Source organism: Brevibacillus gelatini (assembly GCF_050920745.1).
Classification (GTDB): domain Bacteria; phylum Bacillota; class Bacilli; order Brevibacillales; family Brevibacillaceae; genus Brevibacillus; species Brevibacillus gelatini.
This window is the reverse complement of record NZ_CP154342.1, coordinates 3,631,401-3,651,036: the sequence shown is the minus strand read 5'-3', so window position 1 is coordinate 3,651,036 and position 19,636 is coordinate 3,631,401. Positions and strand designations below refer to the sequence as shown.

Below are 19,636 nucleotides of genomic sequence, written 5' to 3'. Positions count from 1 at the left end.
AACGAAAAACTTCCGCCGAAGGAATGTCGACGGAAGTTTTTTGTTTTTTCCGCGACAGCGCTTGCTGCAAGCGAGCGCCCCTGCGAAACACTCCTTTTCAACCAGTCATTTCCCCGGTATCATATAGGGAAAGTATGTTCGCACACCATTTTGCCGATTTGGTTGGTCATGCAAGGAGTTGAGCGCTTCGTGTTGTCATTCATTCATACGGCGGACGTTCATCTGGACGCGCCTTTGCATATGCTGGCGGATCATTACGAGCTGCGGCAGGATGATTTTCGCCGCACGCTGCAAACGATTCGCGATCTGGTCGTGGAAAAGCAGGCAGACTTTTGGCTGATCGCCGGAGATTTGCTGGAATATCACGGGGGACGGCGCTCTACAGCGCTGTTTTTGCGCGACCTGTTTGCAAGCATTGCCCCGATTCCGGTCTGCATTGCGCCGGGAAACCACGATCCATGGCGCCCGGATTCGTTTTACCAAACACTGGATTGGCCGAGCAATGTGTACTGGTTCACTCCCGAGTGGGGGGCGTTTGAGTTTCCGGAAAAGTCTTGTGTGATCTACGGTTGGGGATTTGGACAGCCGCACGTCTACGAGTCGCCGCTCGCCTCTTTTCCAGGCAAGCTGGACGGCTATCGGCATCACCTGATGATCCTGCATGCCAGTGTCGTGAACAGGACAGGGGACGAACACCAGCCGTACGCTCCGGTCACGCTGCAGGAGCTGGTGCAGGTGGAGATGGATTACGTGGCACTCGGTCATATTCACAAGCCGGAGCAATTCGTGCATCCGCAAAAAAAGCAGCCGCTTGCCGCCTATCCGGGCTCGCCGGAAGGGCTGACGAGCAAGGAAACGAATGTGCGCTCTGTGCTGTACGGCGAGCTGGACGATAGCGGGAGACTTACCTTGCAAGCCGTGCCCGTCTGTCAGCGGCAGATTCACAAAGTGACGATTCATGCTGCAGGAGCGGAAACGACAGAACAACTGGTCGAGGTGATGACCGCACAGCTTGAAGGAATCCCTGCCAGCGATCTGGTCTACGTGACCTTGACGGGAGAACGGGCCGCTCATTTCGTGCCTGCGCTCCCGGTTCTTGCGCAGCGCTTTTCGCGATTTTTTTTCCTGACCATTACAGACGAGACGTGGCCGGACATCGACGCGGACAAGCTGGTGGCAGAAGGCGGCATATGGGGAAAATGGCTTGCCCGGCTGGCAGAAGCCGAGGCCAGTGCAAAAAATGACGAAGAGCGGGAAATTGCCAGACTGGCCAGGCAGGAAGCGCTTGCGAGGATTGGAGGAAGCATGCGTTGAAGATCGAGGAGTTATCGCTTGCGGGCTTTGGAAAATGGCAAGGGGCTGATTTTCGCTTCGCTCCCGGCCTGAACCTGTTTTACGCTCCCAACGAAGCAGGGAAGTCCACACTGCTGCAAGCCATTTTCGCGGCATTGTACGGGATGAAGCGCGATTACGTCAAAGCAGCCCGCTATTTGCCTGTCTATGAAAAATACCGCCCTTGGCATCAGGGGGAATACGAGACGATTGTCACCTACCGGTTGGGGGACAAGACGTACCGCTTGCATCGGACGCTCACCAAGGAAAGGGAGCAGGCACGTCTGTTTCTGGACCCGGAGTGGACGGAGCTGACAGACGTTTACATGGAGGATCGGCGCAAAGAGCGCAACTTTTTGGAAAAACATCTGGGCCTTACCCGCAGCCTGTTCACGGATTTGACCTGGATCAGACGGGAGCCGCTCGAAGCGGCCGAGCATCTCATGCCTTCTTTTGCCAATGCAGAAGAGACGAGTCCGCTCGTCCACAACATTTTGGCCGAGCTGGAGCGGGAACTGGCGAGCATCGGCAAAAAGGAGCGGGCGGAAAATACGCTGCTCGGCAAAGCGGCGTCGCGCCTGGCGAGCACTGAGCAAGAGCTGGCTCACGCTGAAGAGGCATGGCGCTTGATTCGCCAGCTGACGGAGTCCATCCAGCTATGGGAAAAGAAGCGCGAAGGACTCGAACAGCGGCGCACCAGGCTTAGAACGCAGATACAGAAGTGGCAAAAGCAGGATCAGCTCTGGCAAGAGAGCTGGCAGAGAAGCTATTCGCCCATCAATGAGCAGGATTGGCAGTGGTGGCTGGAGCGGGCTGGCAGCGCAGAAGAGCGGGAGCTGCACGAAAAAGCGCGCAGCTCGATGATGACATGGGATGATTCAGTGACAAACCGTGTGCAGGAAGCTATGCCGAATCAAGTATTGGCTGAGATGGACGCGGATTACGCACACGCTGTTTCGTTGCGCAAAGCGCGGGAGCAGCATCATGTGCGGCTGGCTGAGCTGGCTGTACTGGCGTTGTCTGCCGGGACGCGCAGCCAGGCACGGACACAGCGGCAGGGGAATTTGGCCAAGCGCAAAAAAGGCGCCGCGCGCCTGTGGGGTGGTGCAGGACTGTTTGCCGCCCTGGGCGCAGTCGGCTTGGCGACGGAGCATCCCGCACTTGGCGGAAGCTTCCTCGGCCTTGCCCTGCTGCTGTTCGCACTCGGAATCTTCGTGCTGCGGGCAAAAGGGAGCAGGCCTGCACCTGCTGCCGACAGCGAGCACTTGCGGGAAAGCGAGCGGCTGCAACAGGAGATCGCTGCCATTGACGCTGAGTTGGCGACGCTTTTGGGCCGCTGGGATGTTCGGGATTGGGATGCTTTTCTGGCAAAAAGGGAAGAGCTGCAAAAAAGCGCACAGCAGCAGCGAACTGTCCAACTGGAGAGCGATCTGGCCAAAACGAAGCGGGAGGAAATGCTGTCGGCAAGCTGGGGCGAGGCTGTGCGGGCGATGCTGAAACAGCAAAAGCAGCAGCGCGAAGAAGCGGAAAGCGATTGTCTGGCACAGCTGTCGCGCATAGAGGACGAGTTGCAGGAGCTGCGGGAAAAAATGGCCCGCGCCTACGGGGAAATGGCTGCATATGAAGGTGTGTCCGTAGCGAAAGCCAGGGATGAGTACGAGGTGGCAGCGACGGCGCTTCGCCAGCTGCAGCAACGCCGCGATGCCCTCCAGCTCGCGCGGGATACACTGCTTGCCGCGCAAAGCGAATGGAAGCGGGACGTTTCCCCGGATGTGAACCGCACAGCTTCTGAGGTGATGGCGCAAATTACAGGGGGAGCCTATCACGATGTGCGGCTGGACCCGACTGATGGCTTTGCGGTGCGGCTGCTTGTGCCGACCCGCAACCTGATTGTCAGCCACGAGCAATGCTCCACAGGGACGGCGGATCAGCTTTACCTGGCGCAGCGGCTCGCCTTGCTGCAGCATGTCAGCAAACGGACAGAGCCGTTGCCGCTGTTTTTGGACGACCATTTTGTCCACTATGATGACGAGCGCCTTAAGCGAACGCTGGCGTACATCGCCAGGCTGGCGGAGGAGCATCAGGTTTTTCTGTTTACGTGTCAGGAACGGGAGGGGCGGTTGCTCGCGCCGATTTTGAGCGGATCGGATCGGCACAAGGTGCATCAGCTCGGGTAATTGTTATCTGACTGGGGAAAGAGGTTGCCCCTTGCAAAGCCAACCTCTATAATGAAAATGAAATGATGTCTCGTACCAAGATACATGAGGAGTGGGCCCTATGACGCAACGCAAGCCGGAGTGGCTCAAGATCAACCTTGTTTCAGGACCAGAACTCGCCAGCTTCAAAGAGCTGAAGCAGACCATGCGCAGCAAGACACTGCATACCGTATGCGAAGAGGCAAAATGCCCCAACATTCATGAGTGCTGGGCCAGCGGTACAGCTACGTTCATGATTTTGGGTGATATATGTACCCGTGCCTGTCGGTTTTGTGCTGTAAAAACCGGATTGCCGACAGAGCTTGATCTTGCCGAACCGGAACGCGTAGCAGAGGCCGCCGAGCAAATGCGTTTGCGGCACGTTGTCGTAACCTCCGTTGCCCGTGACGATCTGAAAGACGGAGGCGCACAAATTTTTGCGGAAACGATCCGGGCGATTCGCCGTCGTCTGCCGTTCGCTTCTGTGGAAGTGCTGATTCCGGATTTCCAGGGGAACTGGGATGCGCTGAAGCTCGTGATGGACGCGAAGCCGGACGTGCTGAATCACAATATCGAGGCGGTTCGCCGCCTGTCTGACCGGGTACGGGCGCGCGCCAAGTACGACCGGACACTGGAACTTTTGAAAAAGGCGAAAGAATTCCAGCCGAATATTCCGACGAAGTCCAGCCTGATGATCGGGGTGGGCGAGACGCTGGAAGAAGTGATCGAGACCATGGACGATTTGCGATCCGTGGATGTCAACATCATGACGATCGGTCAATACCTGCAGCCAACGAAAAAGCATCTGAAGGTCGAGCGTTACTACCATCCGGACGAATTTGCCTTCCTGAAAGAAGAAGGCATGAAGCGCGGTTTCAGCCACGTAGAGGCAGGACCGCTCGTACGCAGCTCGTACCACGCACACGAGCAGGCGAATGCCGCGAAGGAAACGATTGCCAAGGAAGCCTCGCCACAGGTGCAGGCACAGTAAAAAGGAACAACCCCCTCCTTGCACGCGAAATGGAATCGCTGCAAAAAGGGGGTTCTTCTCTATACAGGGGAGATCCGCCTAGCGACTGGTTGTACCCATTTTCGCTTTGTGGGTTGCATTCGCGTTCTTTTGAGCGCTCATGCTGCTTCCTTGCTCGCTGTCTGTTACGCCGCCCATGCGTTTGATGAGCGCGTCGATGCTTGCGGCATCCTCGTTGCGCGCTGTATGCAAGTTGCTGGAACGGCTGGCGACACGGGCAATTTCCTGAATGTCATTCGGGTTGTCCGTGACATACACCTTGTAATAGCGTGGCGCGATCGACTGCGCATTCATTTTCGCCTGGTTTTTGGCTGTGCGGGCATCTGCTCCCTGCGTGTTCAGACCGACGAAAATCTCTTCATCCGTCACCAGGACAGTAGAACGCTGAACTCCAGGGCAGCTCGTTGTGACGTTGCCGACTGCTTGTGCCAGGGCATCGCGGTCTACGTAGACGTTTTGGGCGCCAGCGGTCTTCATGCTTGCCCGGTCAGTCTGGGCGTAGCCCATTCTCGGCATGCCGGTTTGCATGATGCCGGCCCCCGCCCGGTTCCAGGCCCGCTTTTGATAAATGGAATGGTTCATTCCATTCTGCGCGCCCATCAGTCCGTCCTTGTGGTCCGTAAAGGCGTTGTACGGCCGCATGCCACTGGTGTAGGCGTTGTAGCTGTTGGCGTTCATCCGCGGATACGTTCCATTCGGGTACAGGCCATTATCGGCGCCCGGCAAGTTGTTCAGGCCGGCGCCGTTGCGTACGTGCAGCCCGTCAAAGCTGCGCACGCCGTCGTAGTTGCGGCCGTGCATCCCATCAACATTTGTGACGTGAGGAGCTGTCTGGTTCGGAGTCGTGTAGTTCGGCGCAGCGTTGTTCGCACAAGCGGATGCCAAGAGAGCAATGCCTGCAATCGCAGGATACAACCATGTCTTTTTCAATGGTAACACCCCCTACCCGATAGAATGTCCAGGGGGATTGCGCAGTTTTCGTGGGAATTTTATCTCTTGCTGGTGGAAATGTGATAAGATGGACGAAAGTATACAAGTGTAAGGAGGAAGCGGACTTGATTCGCACGCAAGCCGGTACTTATGAAGTCATGGAAGAAAATCGCGACGGCTGGAATCCGGAAGCATTCAGGGAGCGCTACAGCGATATCCTCGACAAATACGATTACATCGTCGGAGACTGGGGCTATGGACAGCTTCGTTTGCGGGGATTTTATACAGATGCCAACCGCAAAGTACCGTTCGAGCAGCGGATCGCCGCTTTGGATGAGTACCTGCACGAGTATTGCAACTTTGGCTGTCCGTATTTTGTCTTGCGCAAGGTAAAATCGACGGCCGGCAGCACCGGTGCCGAGCAGGAAGGCCCGGATGACAATCCGGACAATGTTTCCGATTACCGCCAGGACTCGTCTCGCGGCGACAATTCGCCACTGGTTGTCGAGCGCAAGGAACGGCGTCGTTTTCATCCGCGCCAAAACAGGCAGGATCGCCAGGAGCGCAACAACGGCGGCGCAAACGAGCGGTCCGGCGGGCGCAATGAGCGGTCAGACAAGCCGAAGTTTCTCAAAGACAAACCGGAGAAAAACAGCAAGGACTCGTCTGCGCGGGAGAAGCGTCCGAACCAGATGCGCCCCCATCGCGAGCGCGACAAAGTGCCGACTGGACAAAGCCACAGCACGCCCAAGCGTGAAACATAGGAAAACAAACGAAAACAGCCCTTGATTGCAGGGGCTGTTTTTCTGTAGAGCCTTGTTCGGTTAATATCCGCCGTAAAACGGATAGGGCTGATACGGATATGGATATGGATAGTACGGATACGTGTATGGATAGGGATACGGATAGTAATACGGCGGATAGTAGGTATAAGGGAGCGGAATGATGATAGGAAACACGTTGTCGTCTCTCCTTCTGCGAAAGAAGACGGGATGCGCCTGGTCTTCCGGAATCGTCTGGTATTGGTCATCCGCTTGATGAGCCTGCAGTTGTTGATTTTCGTCTTGATAAGGTTGCATGATGCGACTGCACTCCTCTCGTTGTCTGTATGTGCAGTAGCAGTATACGAGGCATTCGCCTGTATGGAGAGTTGTCCGCCTGGATTTGGGCACAAAAAGCCCATCCCGAAGAGGCTCGTTTCGGGATGGGCGAAGACAGGTGAAAGGCAATCGTCAAATCACGGTTTCCAAAAAGGTTTTCAGTTCTTCTGCTTCTGATTCGCTCAGGTTGAAGGCAAATTCGAGATAGCCTTCTTCTTGCAGGTCGTCTTCGCCGATAATGGCAGAGCGGCCGTTTTGGATGTTGATGACGAGCTTTTTGCCGTAAAAACGGCTGGTCGTCGTGATGGCCAGATCAAACCGTGTGGATTCGCCCATGAAGCTGACAAAGCGCGTCTTGGTGTCCTCCGATTCGTCGTACAAGTAAAACAAGTCATTCGCCATAAATACGCCCCTCTACTTCCATGACAGATTTGGTTTGTGCTCGATATTGTGCAAAGCGCGGATAAAACGGATTGTTTTCGTCTGGGCGCGCATGACGATGGAGTGCGTCTCCACCATGTCGTCGCCCAAATAACGGACACCCTGCAGCAGTTCGCCGTCCGATACGCCAGTTGCCGCGAAGATGGCGTCGTCTCCTTTTACCATATCGTGCAACGTCAGCAGCTGCTCCGGATTGGCAAGCCCCATCTTGATGCAGCGCTCCCGCTCGCTGTCGTTTTGCGGCTTGAGCATCGCCTGCATGTCTCCGCCGAGACATTTGATCGCTGCTGCGCTGATGACGCCTTCCGGTGCGCCGCCGATTCCGAGAAACAGGTCAATCCCGGTATGCGGCAGACAAGCGGCAATCGCTGCGCCGACATCGCCATCGCCGAACAGCTTGACGCGCGCGCCTTTTTCCCGAACGGTGTCGATGATGTGCTGATGCCGCTCCCGCTCCTGGATGATGACGGTCACATCCTGAACGCGTTTGTTGTTCGCTTTCGCTACGACTTCGATCATTTTGTCCACGGGATCAAAAAGGCTGATTTTTCCCGCAGCCCGCTTGCCCACCGCCATCTTCATCATGTACATGTCGGGGGCGTGCAGCAAAGTTCTACGGTCACCGACAGCGATCACCGACATGGCATTGTTGTGCCCCTTGGCAACGATCGTCGTTCCCTCCAGCGGGTCTACGGCGACGTCTACCTCCGGGCCGACCGCATCCGGGTGGCCGAGCTTTTCGCCAATGTACAGCATCGGAGCTTCGTCCAGCTCGCCTTCGCCAATGACGACGGTTCCCCTCATGTTGATCGTGTCAAACATGGCGCGCATGGCGCTCGTCGCTGCTTCGTCCGCTTCATTTTTCTTTCCCCGTCCCATCCAGTGCGACGAGGCGAGGGCAGCCATTTCTGTCACCCGCACGATTTCCAATGCCAGTTCGCGTTCCACAGTTGTGTTCCTCCCTTGTATGCCGGCAAAAATTCACCCCATCATTGTAACATAAAGTACAAGCTGATTCGTGACAGCCGGGACAAATTTGGTATACTGTTTGGAGGAAAAGAGGTGAAAGCCGTGAGCAATTCCTATTTGCAGGAAGGGGAATTGGTCCTTCTCGTCCTGGTGCTGACGTTTGTGTTTACTACCTATTATGCAAAACGAAAAGCGAAAAAGCGAAAATAAGGAGAATCCCATGTACGACGTGAATACAAAGCGAATTGACCAAGTATTGGCCTATATGTCTCGCATGCTTGATCTGTTGGACAAGCTCCGGGCACGGGGAGCCGAAGCGGTTTTGGACGACGAAGTGGCTGTTGCAGCGATGGAGCGAGCCCTGCACTTGTCCATCGAAGGGATTGTGGATGTCGGAAATGCACTGATCGATGGCTTTATCATGCGCGACCCCGGCAGCTACAGCGACATTGTAGAAATTTTGCGCGACGAACAAGTCGTTACCGATGAGCAGGCGGCTATTTTGACTCGCGTGGTCGAGTTCCGCAAGCATCTGGTCATTGACTATACGAACGTTCCCGCTAAGGAAATGTTTGCGCTCGTGAATGAATCAGTGGATACGATGCGGCAGTTTGACCCGCATGTGCGTGCGTTTTTGGAGAAAGAATTGTTTTAGAAAATGGAGAAGCGGATTTTTTATACAAAACACTTTCGTTTGTTTACTAAAGCGTGCCGATCCGCTACAATAGGTAGAAAGGACGGTGATACGTATGACAAACGAGGGGACGTCCACTCGTGACCAAATCCTGCACATGCTCAAGGTAAAAGGCTCACTCTCTGTCAGCGACATGGCCGTCGATCTTGGTATTACAGAAATGGCGGTCAGACGCCATCTGAACACCCTGGAGAGAGACAATCTGATTAAGTCCACGCTTGTGAGACAAGCGATGGGACGACCAACCAACGTATATTCCTTGTCGCAGGAAGCAGATGAGCTGTTTCCGCGCAATTATTCACATTTAACACTCGACTTTTTGCAAGACTTGAAGGAAATGGACGGGCCGGGAAAAGTCGAAATGCTGTTCCGCCGCCGCGAAAATCGCCTGGAGGAAACGTATCGCGCCCATATGCAAGGAGACTTGCGGGACCGCGTGGCCAAACTTGCCGAGCTGCAAAACGAAAAAGGCTACATGGTCGAGTGGGAAGCGGATGCGGATGGAAACACGTACCGCATTCGGGAGTTCAACTGTCCCATCGCCCAGGTGGCGCGTGAGTTCAATCAGGCCTGCACCTGTGAGCTGTCGCTGTTTCGCCGGGTGCTGAAAGCCGATGTGGAGCAAACCTCCTGCATGGCAAAAGGCGGAGACAAGTGCGTGTTTGAAATCAAAAAAGTGTAAAAACAGTGTCAATGACAGCCACTTTGTGCGGTTTGGTGCAGGGTGGCTTTTTTGCTGGGGAAAAAGATTTCTGGGGGAGCTGGCAGCCACGGCTTCGGCTCCTTGTCCGGCCGCGGCTGGCTTTTTTACGGCTCGTCAAATGGCGTAAAAGCGGGTATCGTAAGGGGGACCAGTTGTTTTGTTTTGGCAAAAGAGATAGAGCAAACTGGACGGAGGAGAAGCAACATGAAACCATACAAAGGCTATCTGATTGATCTGGATGGAACCATTTACCGCGGCAATGAGCCGATCCCCGGCGCTGCCGAATTTGTCCGCTACCTGAAAGCGAACGGCATTCCGTACCTGTTTTTGACGAACAATTCGTCCGCATCGGCCGAGCGCGTGGCAGCGCGACTGAGCGGGATGGGCGTTGAGGCAACTGCACAGGATGTATATACAACCAGTATGGCAACGGTTGAATATTTGAAAGAGAAAGCGCCAGCAGGGGCAAGCGTGTATGCGATTGGCGAGGAAGGCTTGCTGTCACAACTGGAAGCGGCAGGCTTCAGGCTGACAACAGACAAGCCTGCCTACGTCATTGTTGGAATCGACCGTGCCTTCACGTACGAAAAGCTGGCAATTGCTACGCGCGCCATCCGCGCAGGCGCTACTTTTATCGCGACCAATGCAGATGCCGCGCTGCCGACAGACAACGGACTGTTTCCAGGAAACGGCTCGCTCGTTGCCGCCGTTTCAGTCGCATCGGCCACAAAGCCAATCGTCATCGGCAAGCCGGAGCCGATCATTGTGCGCTATGCGCTTTCCGTCCTTGGCACGGAAGCGTCTGAGACGTTGATCGTCGGTGACAACCTGCACACTGACATTGAAGCCGGGGCAAACAGCGGTCTGGACAGCCTGCTCGTCCTGACAGGCTATTCGACGCGGGAAGAAGCGGCCCGCCACGCGGTGCAGCCGACGCATATCGCAAGCGACTTGCCAGAATGGCAACTACGCCTCCCGCTCTAGACACTCTTCCTGCTGCTTCTGCCGATGGGCAATCCGGCTGGAAGCAGCAGCGGCGATTGCTCCGACTAGGTCGTCCAGAAATGTGTGGACGCCGAAGCGCTTGTCGTTGAGCTGGGCCAGCTTGCCGTGTTTGAGCTTGTCGACGTAGCCGAAGTTGGTAAAGCCAATGCTGCCGTACAGATTGACGATGGCAAGCGCCAATACTTCGTCCACGCCATACAGCGGCTCGTCCGTTTCGATAATTTCCTGGAGCGGCGGCAGCAGTTGTTTTTGCTCCGCAAGCATGTCCAACTGGATGCCAGTCAAAAGCGCATTTTGCACCTCGCGCTTTTTCAGCACGGACATTACGCTCTCCAGGCACAACTCCATCGTCAGGTCGGGGACGTATTCCGTCTGCAAGAAAAATACAATCTCGGCGATGTCATCGAGGGTTACGCCGCGTTTTCCCAAAAGCTCGATGACCACCGCCAGGCAGCTCTCGCTGTTGAGCGGATGCTCGATCATGCAAAGGTTCCTCCTTTTTCGAAAACCATGAGTTCTTCTAGTATCTGCATCCAGATAGGCACCTATCCCGGTTTTGCGACATACAATGCGCCAAGAGAAGGTGTGCAAGGAGGGTAGACCCGTATGGAGGAAAAAGAGCTGCTGCAGGAGCAATACGGCTTCCAGTTGCAAAACTACCGCGTGACGGGCGCCAGCAAGGTGCTCGAAACCGACCAGGGCCTGTATTACATGTTTGAAGCGCCTGCCGGCTATCGGTACAAAAGCAAGTTTATCGAGCGCGTGCGCAAGCATTTGAGTCAGCAGCAGGACATCCGCATGCTGAAGCTGGTCAAAACGACGGGCGGACAGTCCCATTTTGTCGAGGACGATCAGTTGTACTATTTGTACCGGGGAGTGCGCGAGTCGGTTCCGGAAAATGCAGCCTATGCCAGTGGCCAGTCGCTCGCGAAATTTCATCAGGCTACTAAAAATTTTTCCGGAGAGAAACTGTTCATTCCATACAGCGCGCTGGGGAACTGGCCCAGTACGTGGCGCAGAAAGCTGCGTCATTACAACGAGTACCGGGATGAGCTGGACGAAGCGGATGTCGAGCTTGCGCCGATGGATGAGCTGCTTTTGACCTGCTATACGTACGTGCATCAGCTTGGGGAAATTTCCGTGCAATATTTGCAGGAGGCGGGCTACGACAAAGTTGTCAAGGAAACGGCAGGTCTTGGAAAAGTAGCCTACCAAAATTTTGACCAAGGGTATATGCTATGGAATGAGAAGGATGTACGCCTGATGGCGGGGGAATGGAACTGGATTCTCGACATGCGGGCTCGCGATCTTGGTCAATGGCTGAAAGCCGAAACGAGGCGCAACGGCTGGAATGACGAAACCGCGATCAGCTTTATCGACGGCTACAACAGTGTTTCGCCGCTGCTTTCCGGGGAATACGCTGTGATCTACGCACTCATGCTTTATCCTGGCCGCTTCCTGAAGCTGGTGGAAGCCTACAAGGAGCTGCCGCTGGAGGAAAAGCAGGAGGTAAATGCGGAAGCATGGCAATCCCAACTGGAAGACGAGCTTACGAAAATGGAAGAGGGGCTCCGGCACTATCCCCGTCTGGTCGCAGAGCATTACGGCGTGTCCATTCCACAAATTGATTGGCTGTGGAGGCAAGACAATGAGCAAGCCACAAGTATTCGTCACGAGGAAACTGAGCAATGAAGTCATAGCTATGCTGGAGACGGTAGCGCAGGTCAACGTGTGGGAGGGAGATACTCCAGTGCCGCGCGCGAAGCTTTTGGAAGAGATCGAGCATGCGGACGCGGTGCTGACCATGCTGACCGAGCGGGTCGATGAGGAACTTTTGCGCCGTGCCAAGAAGCTGCGCATCGTCGCGAATATGGCTGTAGGTTACGACAATATCGATGTGGCCGCCTGCAAAAGCCAAGGTGTCACCGTAACCAACACGCCTGATGTGCTGACCGAGGCGACGGCGGATTTGGCGTTTGCGCTGCTTTTGGCAACCGGCCGCAGGTTGACGGAAGCGAACCGTTTTTTGCTCGCGGGAGAATGGACATCGTGGAGCCCGTACCTGATGGCCGGGCAAAGCGTGTACGGAACGACTTTGGGCATTATCGGCATGGGGCGGATCGGCGAGGCGGTTGCCAGGCGAGCGGCAGGCTTCAACATGCGCATTTTGTATCACAACCGCAATCGCAAGGAAGAGGCGGAGGCAAAAACGGGAGCGCGGCTGGTCGGGCTGGATGAGCTGCTGCAGGAGTCGGACTACGTCGTGCTGCTGACGCCGCTGACTGAGGAGACGCGGCATTTGATGGGGAAAAGAGAATTTGCCCTGATGAAAAAGTCGGCTGTCTTCGTGAATGTGTCCAGAGGTGGCACCGTCGACGAAGCCGCCTTGTATGAGGCGTTGGTTTCCGGACAAATATGGGCGGCGGGGCTGGACGTATTCGCCCAGGAGCCGGTTCCGCTCGACCATCCGCTTTTGTCCCTGCCAAATGTAGTGGCACTCCCGCATATCGGCAGCGCCACGATCCAGACGCGAGATGAGATGGCACGGCTGGCGGCAGCCAATATCGTCGCTGTGCTGAGCGGGAAGGAGCCGTTGACCGCCCTATGAGTACCGTTTTCATCATGGCAGCGGGGCTTTTGCTCGTCGCAATCATAGCGGCTGCTGCTGTAGCCTTGCACGTCACCTGGCGCTTGACTCATCCTGTGCGCAAACCGATCGACATGGACCCGCAAGACTTTGGGATCGCTGGAGCGGAGGAGGTCGTGTTCCCGAGCAGAGAAGCGGGAATTTCTTTGGCGGGCTGGTACCTTTCCGCGGCCCGAAATGGGCGAACCCCAAATGGCCGGACGCTGATTTTTGCCCACGGCTACAGTCAAAACAGACAGGAGCCGCATCTGCCTGCGCTGGCGCTCGCCGCAAAGCTGGTGCATGTCGGCTACGACGTGCTGATGTTCGACTTCCGCAACAGCGGTCAGTCCAGCCAATCGTTGACGACAATCGGGTTGCGCGAGCAGCAGGATTTGCTCGGCGCCATAGATTTTGCGGAAGCGAAAAAGCCGGGACAGACGATCGGCCTTATCGGCTTTTCCATGGGGGCAGCGACGTCGCTTCTCGTCGGCGGGGCAGACCCAAGGATTGCGGCTGTTGTGGCAGATTCGCCTTTCTATTCGCTCAGGGAGTATTTGGAAGAAAATTTGCCGCAATGGACGGGCCTGCCGCGCTTTCCTTTTAGCTGGCTGATTTTGACCTTGAGCCCGGTTTTGCTTCGGGCGAATCCGCGTCATGTTAAACCGTATGAAAGCGTAAGGAAGGCGAAAAAGCCGTTTCTGTTCATTCACGGGACGAAAGACTCTACGGTGCCTGCGGAAAACAGCCAACGGTTGCATGCGCTGGCACAGGATAAGGACTCGCAAATTTGGCTCGTTCCGCATGCCGGGCACGTGCGCAGCTTCGCGTTAATCCCGGATGAGTACGCCGAGCGAGTGATTGCCTTTTTGGAAAAAGGGATGAGCAAAGCAGGCAAGAGCACCGAAGCCTACGCCCTGCGAAAATGAAAAAGCAGCTACACAAAAGACGGTAGCTGCTTTCATGACTGTATGCCTGGATTAAAATACTTGTTGCACTTCTTTGATACCTGGGATTTCTTCCAGCAGGGCACGCTCGATCCCTGCTTTCAGGGTGATGGTGGAGGATGGGCAGCTGCCGCATGCACCCATCAGGCGCAGCTTCACGATGCCGTCTTCTACGTCAACCAGTTGTACATCACCGCCGTCACGTTGCAGGTAAGGGCGCAGTTTATCGAGAACTTCTTGTACTTGATCCATCATATCCATGCTACATTCACTCCTTTCCAACTCCCTTTTATTATAATCGTACGCTGGCGATAAATCCATCGCTTACGTGACCTGTTGACACTTTCACGCCAGAAGTACAATCAATGCGAACCTGCATGGACTTTTTGCAACAGCAGCATGTTATAATGAAAAAGCAAGTACTTCAACATAAGGGGTCAGATTTTCGTGAACGTATTTCGCAATGTGAAGGAACTGATTGGCAATACGCCAATCGTCGAAATTACGCAGTTTGAGCTTCCCGAGGGAGTACGCTTGTTTGCCAAGCTGGAATATTTCAATCCGGGCGGCAGTGTGAAGGACAGACTGGGCATGGAATTGATTCGCGCCGCTGAAGAAAATGGCCAACTGAAGCCAGGCGGCACCATTATCGAACCGACAGCAGGGAATACAGGAATCGGGGTGGCGCTCGCCGCTGTAGGAACCGGCTATAAAGTCATTTTTTGCGTCCCGGCCAAGTTTTCCGAGGAAAAGCAGGAACTGATGCGCGCGCTTGGAGCAGAGGTTGTAAACACGCCGACCGAGCTGGGCATCAAAGGAGCGATTGCCGAGGCACAGGAGTTGGCAGCGTCGATTCCGGGTGCATTCGTGCCGCAGCAGTTTGCGAATCCGGCGAACCCTGATGCGCACTACAAGACGACAGGCCCGGAAATCTGGAGCCAAATGGACGGCAAGGTGGATGTGTTTGTCGCAGGTGCCGGGTCCGGCGGTACGTTCATGGGCGTAGCCCGCTATTTGAAGGAGCAAAATCCGAACATCAAGACCGTGATTGTGGAGCCGGAGGGTTCGATCCTGAACGGGGGAGAGCCTGGTCCGCATAAAACGGAAGGGATCGGCATGGAGTTTTTGCCGCCGTTCATGGACACGAGCTACTTCAACGCGATTCACACTATCCTCGATGTGGAAGCATTCGAGATGGTCAAGCAGCTCGCCGCCAAAGAAGGCTTGCTCGTCGGCAGCTCTGCCGGAGCAGCGATGGCAGCGGCTCTGCGCGAAGCGAAGGAAGCAACTCCGGGCACGAACATCGTCACCTTGTTCGCCGATGGCAGCGAACGCTATCTGAGCAAAAAAATTTACCAGGGAGGAATTTAAGATGCGCATCAAAACCCGGCTGATCCACGGCGGAATTGATGGAGATCCACATACAGGGGCGGTTTCCGTTCCAATTTATCAGGTGAGCACGTACAAGCAGGAAGCAATCGGCGTTCACAAAGGCTTTGAATATTCCCGTACAGGCAACCCGACGCGCCACGCGCTGGAGACGTACATTGCCGAAATCGAAGGCGGCGCTCGCGGCTTTGCCTTTGGCTCCGGCATGGCGGCATTGTCCACGATTCTTTCCCTGTTCAACAAGGGAGATCATCTCGTAGTCGGTGACGATGTGTACGGCGGTACATATCGCGTAGTGACCCGCGTCTTTTCCCGCATGGGTCTGGAAGCAAGCTACGTCGACACCAGCAATCTGGAAGCGGTCGAGGCGGCCATTCGCCCGGAAACAAAAGCGATCCTCATGGAGACGCCGACCAACCCGCTGCTGAAAGTAAGCGACATTCGCGCGCTGGCAGACATCGCCAAAGCAAAAGGCGTGCTGCTCATCGTCGACAACACGTTCATGACGCCATACTGGCAAAATCCGCTCGATCTGGGCGCAGACATCGTGTTCCACAGCGCAACAAAGTATTTGGGCGGCCACAGTGACGTCGTCGCAGGTCTGGTCGTTGCAAAAGATGCGAAGATCGGGGAAGACCTGCATTTCGTGCAAAACGCAATCGGCGGCATCCTTGGCCCGCAGGATTCCTGGCTGCTTCTGCGCGGCATGAAAACGCTCGGCATCCGTATGGAAGAGCATGAGCAAAATGCACGCACATTGGCAAAATGGCTGTCCGAGCGCAGCGACATCAAACGGGTTATCTATCCGGGCTTGCCTAACCACCCAGGGCATGAGCTGATTCAAAAGCAAGCGCGCGGCTTCGGCGGCATGATCTCCTTTGATGTCGGCAGTGCGGAACGCGCTGATGAAGTTTTGGCAAAAGTGAAGTATTACACACTGGCTGAATCGCTGGGCGCTGTCGAAAGCCTCATCAGCGTGCCTGCCCGCATGACACACGCCTCCATCCCGGCAGAGCGCCGCGCCGAACTGGGCATCACGGACGGCTTGGTGCGCATTTCTGTAGGGATCGAAGACGTGCAAGACTTGATCGAGGATCTCGACCAGGCGCTGTCCTAATCCCGCAACACCTCTCGCACAACGACAGACCCGACAGGAGGCGGATGAGATGAGTGTGGAAATCAAGGTGTTTGGAACCGAACAGCTCTGCGCCAGCTGCGTCAATTTGCCATCGGCCAAGGAAACGGCAGAATGGCTACAGGCTGCTCTGTCCCGCAAATACGGCAGCGACAGCATCCGTATCGTGTACAGCGACTTTCAACACCCGCAGACAGACGATGACAAAAGCTGGGCGACACGCATCATTGAGGAAGATTTGTGGTATCCGCTTGTCGTAATTTCCGGGGAAATTGTCGGCGAAGGAAATCCCAAGCTCAAAGACATTTACGAAAAGCTGGAAAGCATGGGCGTCACTCCGCTGGCTGCTGCGGCAGACAGTGAATAGGCAGCCCTAAAAGGCTCGAACCGATTGATAAACCGATCAGATGATGAATCTGGTCGGTTTTTTTGGAATGAAACAGGAAAAAACGCGGCTTGCCAAATTCCCATTCTCTTCTCGGCAGTTCCAACGAAAGAACGCCGGGGATGAAGCTTTTACCACTTTGTTTTTATTTCGTAAACCGTTTGTAACAAATTCAAAGCGACCTCGCTCTATAGTTGTTCATGTAGACAAGAACAACCAGGGAGGAACATACCATGAATAAAAAATGGATGAAGCCAGTTGCTTTTCTCGTAATGGCAGGAGCAGTAGGAGTTGCGGGGTTGAATTTTGCAGGCACGAAGGCAGCCCACGCTGCTGCTGAAAAAGGCAAGCTTTTCACCGCAGCAGCCGAATTGAAGCTCGGTGCAAACACGTATGTAATCGACGTGAAGTCCGCCGATGTGAACGGCGATCAAGTAGAGGATCAAGTTTTTCTGGTCGGCCAAAAAGAAAAGACTGACGACATCTACGCCTCCAACATGAACATCGTGGTGCAGGACGGGAAATCGAAAGCTTACAGCGCAACCAACATCACCGAACTGGGCGGCTACGAAGGCGAACTGACTCTCGCAGACTTCACCGGAGATCACGTAGCCGATGTATTCGTGAAAGCAGCGACTGGCGGCAGTGGCGGCATCTACAATCACGTCGTCGCTACTTTTGCCCAAAACAAACCAACCGTCATTTTTGGCGAAAAGGAAAACGAGGGCATCCGTTATGAAGGCAAATTCGTGGATGGCTTCAAGGTAGAGGGCAAAAGCAGCCAGTTGGACAAGCCGTTGAGCATTGACGTAAGTGCCAACCAGGACGTATACGTAGCGGCCAAGCTGTACGACAAGGACGGGAAACTGCAGGCAGATGGCGAAGACGTTACCGTATATTCGTACCCTTTCGGCTCACTGACGCCAATCGACATGGATGGAAACGGAACGTATGAACTCGTAGGCGAACAACGAATCGTGGGCATGAACAACGCAGACACCGTTTCCCGTATCAACTCCGTTTGGGGCTACCAGGGCGAAGGCAAGTGGAATCCCTGGGAAATCGAGTGTTCTACCTTCCTGGTGAAACACTCGGGCGAAGCGATCAACACCATGGTCGACAAGTAAGCCTGTTTGTTTCTGCTGCAAGATCAAAAAGGCATGGAGATGCCCGGAAAGGACAGTTCCACTAGCGTTTCATAATCAGAAGCATGGTTATATCAACGTTTCTGACAGACAAAGCGGGGATCTCGAAGTGGAAAAAACACTTTTGAGACAGCCACGCTAACGTAAAAAAGCGGAAACGTTGAAATACAAACGTTGCTAAAGGGCAAAAGGGGCTGCTCAGAGTCGAAAGTTCGACTTTTTATACGAAAATGCCCCCCCTAAAAAGCAAAAAAAGGGACGGACTACAGTTGGTTGCTAGATATATCCAAAATATGGTATTTACTTACACGACCTCAGTTGGTTCAATCATTACCTTGAACCCTTGTGATTCAATTCTCTTGATCCAATAATCAACAACTCGATCCTGATCTTGTAAGTAATCCCATCCAAACTCTTGATACGTTATGTTATTTTTCAACATGTGATATATAATACGTAATATGAGGTGAGCCGTGGCCATCGTAGCTTTTTTCTGGCCTCTTCGTTTCTGGATGCGATAAAAAAACGAAGCGAGCCGAGTGCCTTTCGATTTACTCGCGGCCCAAGCTGCCTGGCAAAGTACGGCTTTCAAGCTCCTGTTTCCCTTCGTGGTTCGGGAGCTTTTTTTCTTGCCCGCACTTTCGTTGTTCCCTGGACTTAAACCTCCCCATGATGAGAGATGGGCATCCGATGGAAAACAAGACATATCGTATCCGATTTCTGCTAGGATGACCGCCGCCGCATCCTTTTGAATCCCCGGAACGGTGATGAGTTGTTCAACAATGTCCAAATGAGGACTGAGGAGCCTGTCGATTTCTTTTTCGATTTCCCTAATTTGTTCTTCGAGATACCTCAAGTGATCGAGGTGCATCCCGATTATTTTTCGATGATGAGCTCGAACTCGACCATTCAAAGCCTCTATAAGTTGCGGAACTTTTCTTTTCAGTGATGTTTTGACTAGATCTTTTACTTGGTCTGGACTTAGCACCTCACCGTTCACAATCGATTCGAGTAAGGCTCTTCCGGATACACCGAATACATCACTCACATATGTTGTCAGCTTGATGTTGGCATCCTGCAAAATCTTGTGGATTCTGTTTTTTTCCGCCGTAGCATCACCGAGCAGCTTTCTCCGATAACGAGTGTAATCGCGTAAATCTCGAATATTTTCGGGCGGAACAAAGCTGGGAGTGATCAGCCCACAGCGGAGTAATTGAGCAATCCAAGCTGCATCTTTTACATCCGTTTTTCGACCTGGAACATTCTTGATTCTCTTAGCGTTGGCGAGTACCAATGTAAAGCTCCCTTCAAGAACGTTCCATACCGGTTTCCAGTATACTCCTGTGCTTTCCATTGCAATGTGCGTACATTCGTATTGATGGAGCCAATCGTGAAGTTCAAGGAGTCCTTTGGTAGTGGTAGAAAAAGTCTTGGTTTCTTGTTTCGGTTTTCTGTCCAAAGGACCATACATAACACATGCTACCACCGTCTCTTGGTGTACATCGAGTCCAGCACATCGTTCTAATATTGCATCCATTCCCATCACTTCCTTTGTAGAAAATGATGCAGGCCATGCACCCGAAGCAAAGTATTTTTATACACGTACTCAT

22 protein-coding genes are annotated in these 19,636 nt (G+C 54.2%); 15 read left to right on the top strand and 7 right to left on the bottom strand.

Annotation, left to right across the window (positions count from 1 at the left end; all coding sequences use genetic code 11):
* Positions 1-189 precede the first annotated feature (189 nt).
* The 3 genes from AAFJ72_RS17630 to lipA all read left to right on the top strand — a co-directional run bounded on the left by AAFJ72_RS17630 (position 190) and on the right by lipA (position 4,518).
* A complete protein-coding gene (locus AAFJ72_RS17630; protein ID WP_432774993.1) occupies positions 190-1,314 on the top strand; it encodes a metallophosphoesterase family protein in 1,125 nt (374 codons plus the stop codon).
* On the top strand, positions 1,311-3,509 hold the full coding sequence (locus AAFJ72_RS17625) for an ATP-binding protein (protein ID WP_432774991.1): 2,199 nt from the start codon (positions 1,311-1,313) through the stop codon (positions 3,507-3,509). The genes AAFJ72_RS17630 and AAFJ72_RS17625 overlap by 4 nt, the downstream gene beginning before the upstream one ends.
* A gap of 100 nt (positions 3,510-3,609) precedes the next feature.
* Positions 3,610-4,518 carry a lipoyl synthase gene (gene lipA, locus AAFJ72_RS17620; RefSeq protein ID WP_122903156.1) on the top strand — a complete coding sequence of 303 codons (909 nt, stop codon included), beginning with the start codon at positions 3,610-3,612 and terminating at the stop codon, positions 4,516-4,518.
* A gap of 78 nt (positions 4,519-4,596) precedes the next feature.
* Here lipA and AAFJ72_RS17615 read toward each other — a convergent pair whose 3' ends face one another.
* Positions 4,597-5,496, bottom strand: coding sequence for a YhcN/YlaJ family sporulation lipoprotein (locus tag AAFJ72_RS17615; RefSeq protein WP_432774989.1), 900 nt, complete (start codon positions 5,494-5,496; stop codon positions 4,597-4,599).
* A gap of 116 nt (positions 5,497-5,612) precedes the next feature.
* Between AAFJ72_RS17615 and AAFJ72_RS17610 the strand changes: the two genes are divergently transcribed.
* Positions 5,613-6,251: a YutD family protein gene (locus AAFJ72_RS17610; protein ID WP_122903154.1), complete on the top strand. Its 639-nt coding sequence runs from the start codon at positions 5,613-5,615 to the stop codon at positions 6,249-6,251.
* Positions 6,252-6,311: 60 nt separating this feature from the next.
* Here the strand turns inward: AAFJ72_RS17610 and AAFJ72_RS17605 are convergent, their stop codons facing one another.
* The 3 genes from AAFJ72_RS17605 to glpX all read right to left on the bottom strand — a co-directional run bounded on the left by AAFJ72_RS17605 (position 6,312) and on the right by glpX (position 7,976).
* The gene (locus AAFJ72_RS17605; RefSeq protein WP_432774987.1) at positions 6,312-6,566 is read right to left on the bottom strand and encodes a hypothetical protein; all 255 of its coding nucleotides are present in this window, start codon (positions 6,564-6,566) and stop codon (positions 6,312-6,314) included.
* Positions 6,567-6,719: 153 nt separating this feature from the next.
* Positions 6,720-6,989: a DUF3055 domain-containing protein gene (locus tag AAFJ72_RS17600; RefSeq protein WP_432774986.1), complete on the bottom strand. Its 270-nt coding sequence runs from the start codon at positions 6,987-6,989 to the stop codon at positions 6,720-6,722.
* A gap of 12 nt (positions 6,990-7,001) precedes the next feature.
* Entirely contained in the window at positions 7,002-7,976 is a 975-nt protein-coding gene (glpX, locus tag AAFJ72_RS17595; RefSeq protein WP_432774984.1) for a class II fructose-bisphosphatase, read from the bottom strand.
* A 114-nt stretch (positions 7,977-8,090) separates the two neighbouring features.
* Here glpX and AAFJ72_RS17590 point away from each other — a divergent pair, with 114 nt between their 5' ends.
* From AAFJ72_RS17590 to AAFJ72_RS17575, 4 genes are all read left to right on the top strand, one after another.
* Positions 8,091-8,207 carry a hypothetical protein gene (locus tag AAFJ72_RS17590; RefSeq protein ID WP_007777847.1) on the top strand — a complete coding sequence of 39 codons (117 nt, stop codon included), beginning with the start codon at positions 8,091-8,093 and terminating at the stop codon, positions 8,205-8,207.
* Positions 8,208-8,217: 10 nt separating this feature from the next.
* Positions 8,218-8,652: a DUF86 domain-containing protein gene (locus AAFJ72_RS17585; RefSeq protein ID WP_432774983.1), complete on the top strand. Its 435-nt coding sequence runs from the start codon at positions 8,218-8,220 to the stop codon at positions 8,650-8,652.
* 94 nt (positions 8,653-8,746) lie between these two features.
* Entirely contained in the window at positions 8,747-9,373 is a 627-nt protein-coding gene (locus tag AAFJ72_RS17580) for a helix-turn-helix transcriptional regulator (protein WP_122903149.1), read from the top strand.
* 225 nt (positions 9,374-9,598) lie between these two features.
* Positions 9,599-10,378, top strand: coding sequence for a TIGR01457 family HAD-type hydrolase (locus tag AAFJ72_RS17575; protein WP_432774981.1), 780 nt, complete (start codon positions 9,599-9,601; stop codon positions 10,376-10,378).
* Here the strand turns inward: AAFJ72_RS17575 and AAFJ72_RS17570 are convergent.
* On the bottom strand, positions 10,361-10,882 hold the full coding sequence (locus AAFJ72_RS17570) for a phosphatidylglycerophosphatase A family protein (protein ID WP_122903144.1): 522 nt from the start codon (positions 10,880-10,882) through the stop codon (positions 10,361-10,363). The two genes, AAFJ72_RS17575 and AAFJ72_RS17570, sit on opposite strands and share 18 nt — an antisense overlap.
* Positions 10,883-11,005: 123 nt before the next feature.
* Here AAFJ72_RS17570 and AAFJ72_RS17565 point away from each other — a divergent pair, with 123 nt between their 5' ends.
* The 3 genes from AAFJ72_RS17565 to AAFJ72_RS17555 are packed head-to-tail and all read left to right on the top strand — an operon-like array spanning position 11,006 to position 13,954.
* On the top strand, positions 11,006-12,091 hold the full coding sequence (locus AAFJ72_RS17565; RefSeq protein WP_432774977.1) for a hypothetical protein: 1,086 nt from the start codon (positions 11,006-11,008) through the stop codon (positions 12,089-12,091).
* A complete protein-coding gene (locus AAFJ72_RS17560) occupies positions 12,048-13,007 on the top strand; it encodes a 2-hydroxyacid dehydrogenase (protein WP_432774976.1) in 960 nt (319 codons plus the stop codon). The genes AAFJ72_RS17565 and AAFJ72_RS17560 overlap by 44 nt, the downstream gene beginning before the upstream one ends.
* Complete coding sequence (locus AAFJ72_RS17555) at positions 13,004-13,954, top strand: alpha/beta hydrolase (protein ID WP_432774975.1); 951 nt, start codon at positions 13,004-13,006, stop codon at positions 13,952-13,954. The genes AAFJ72_RS17560 and AAFJ72_RS17555 overlap by 4 nt, the downstream gene beginning before the upstream one ends.
* Positions 13,955-14,005: 51 nt before the next feature.
* On the opposite strand, the gene AAFJ72_RS17550 is transcribed toward AAFJ72_RS17555, so the two are convergent.
* Positions 14,006-14,227, bottom strand: a complete 222-nt coding sequence (locus AAFJ72_RS17550; RefSeq protein WP_122903184.1) for a NifU family protein — start codon at positions 14,225-14,227, stop codon at positions 14,006-14,008.
* A gap of 192 nt (positions 14,228-14,419) precedes the next feature.
* Between AAFJ72_RS17550 and cysK the strand changes: the two genes are divergently transcribed.
* The 4 genes from cysK to AAFJ72_RS17530 all read left to right on the top strand — a co-directional run bounded on the left by cysK (position 14,420) and on the right by AAFJ72_RS17530 (position 18,008).
* Positions 14,420-15,343, top strand: a complete 924-nt coding sequence (cysK, locus tag AAFJ72_RS17545; protein WP_432774973.1) for a cysteine synthase A — start codon at positions 14,420-14,422, stop codon at positions 15,341-15,343.
* 1 nt (position 15,344) lies between these two features.
* A complete protein-coding gene (locus tag AAFJ72_RS17540) occupies positions 15,345-16,478 on the top strand; it encodes a bifunctional cystathionine gamma-lyase/homocysteine desulfhydrase (protein WP_432774971.1) in 1,134 nt (377 codons plus the stop codon).
* 49 nt (positions 16,479-16,527) lie between these two features.
* The gene (locus tag AAFJ72_RS17535; RefSeq protein WP_432774970.1) at positions 16,528-16,863 is read left to right on the top strand and encodes a YuzD family protein; all 336 of its coding nucleotides are present in this window, start codon (positions 16,528-16,530) and stop codon (positions 16,861-16,863) included.
* 251 nt (positions 16,864-17,114) lie between these two features.
* Positions 17,115-18,008 (top strand): hypothetical protein, encoded by an 894-nt coding sequence (locus AAFJ72_RS17530; RefSeq protein ID WP_432774968.1) that lies wholly within the window; start codon positions 17,115-17,117, stop codon positions 18,006-18,008.
* Positions 18,009-18,330: 322 nt separating this feature from the next.
* Here AAFJ72_RS17530 and AAFJ72_RS17525 read toward each other — a convergent pair whose 3' ends face one another.
* The gene (locus AAFJ72_RS17525; RefSeq protein WP_005833250.1) at positions 18,331-19,563 is read right to left on the bottom strand and encodes an IS110 family transposase; all 1,233 of its coding nucleotides are present in this window, start codon (positions 19,561-19,563) and stop codon (positions 18,331-18,333) included.
* Positions 19,564-19,636 lie beyond the last annotated feature (73 nt).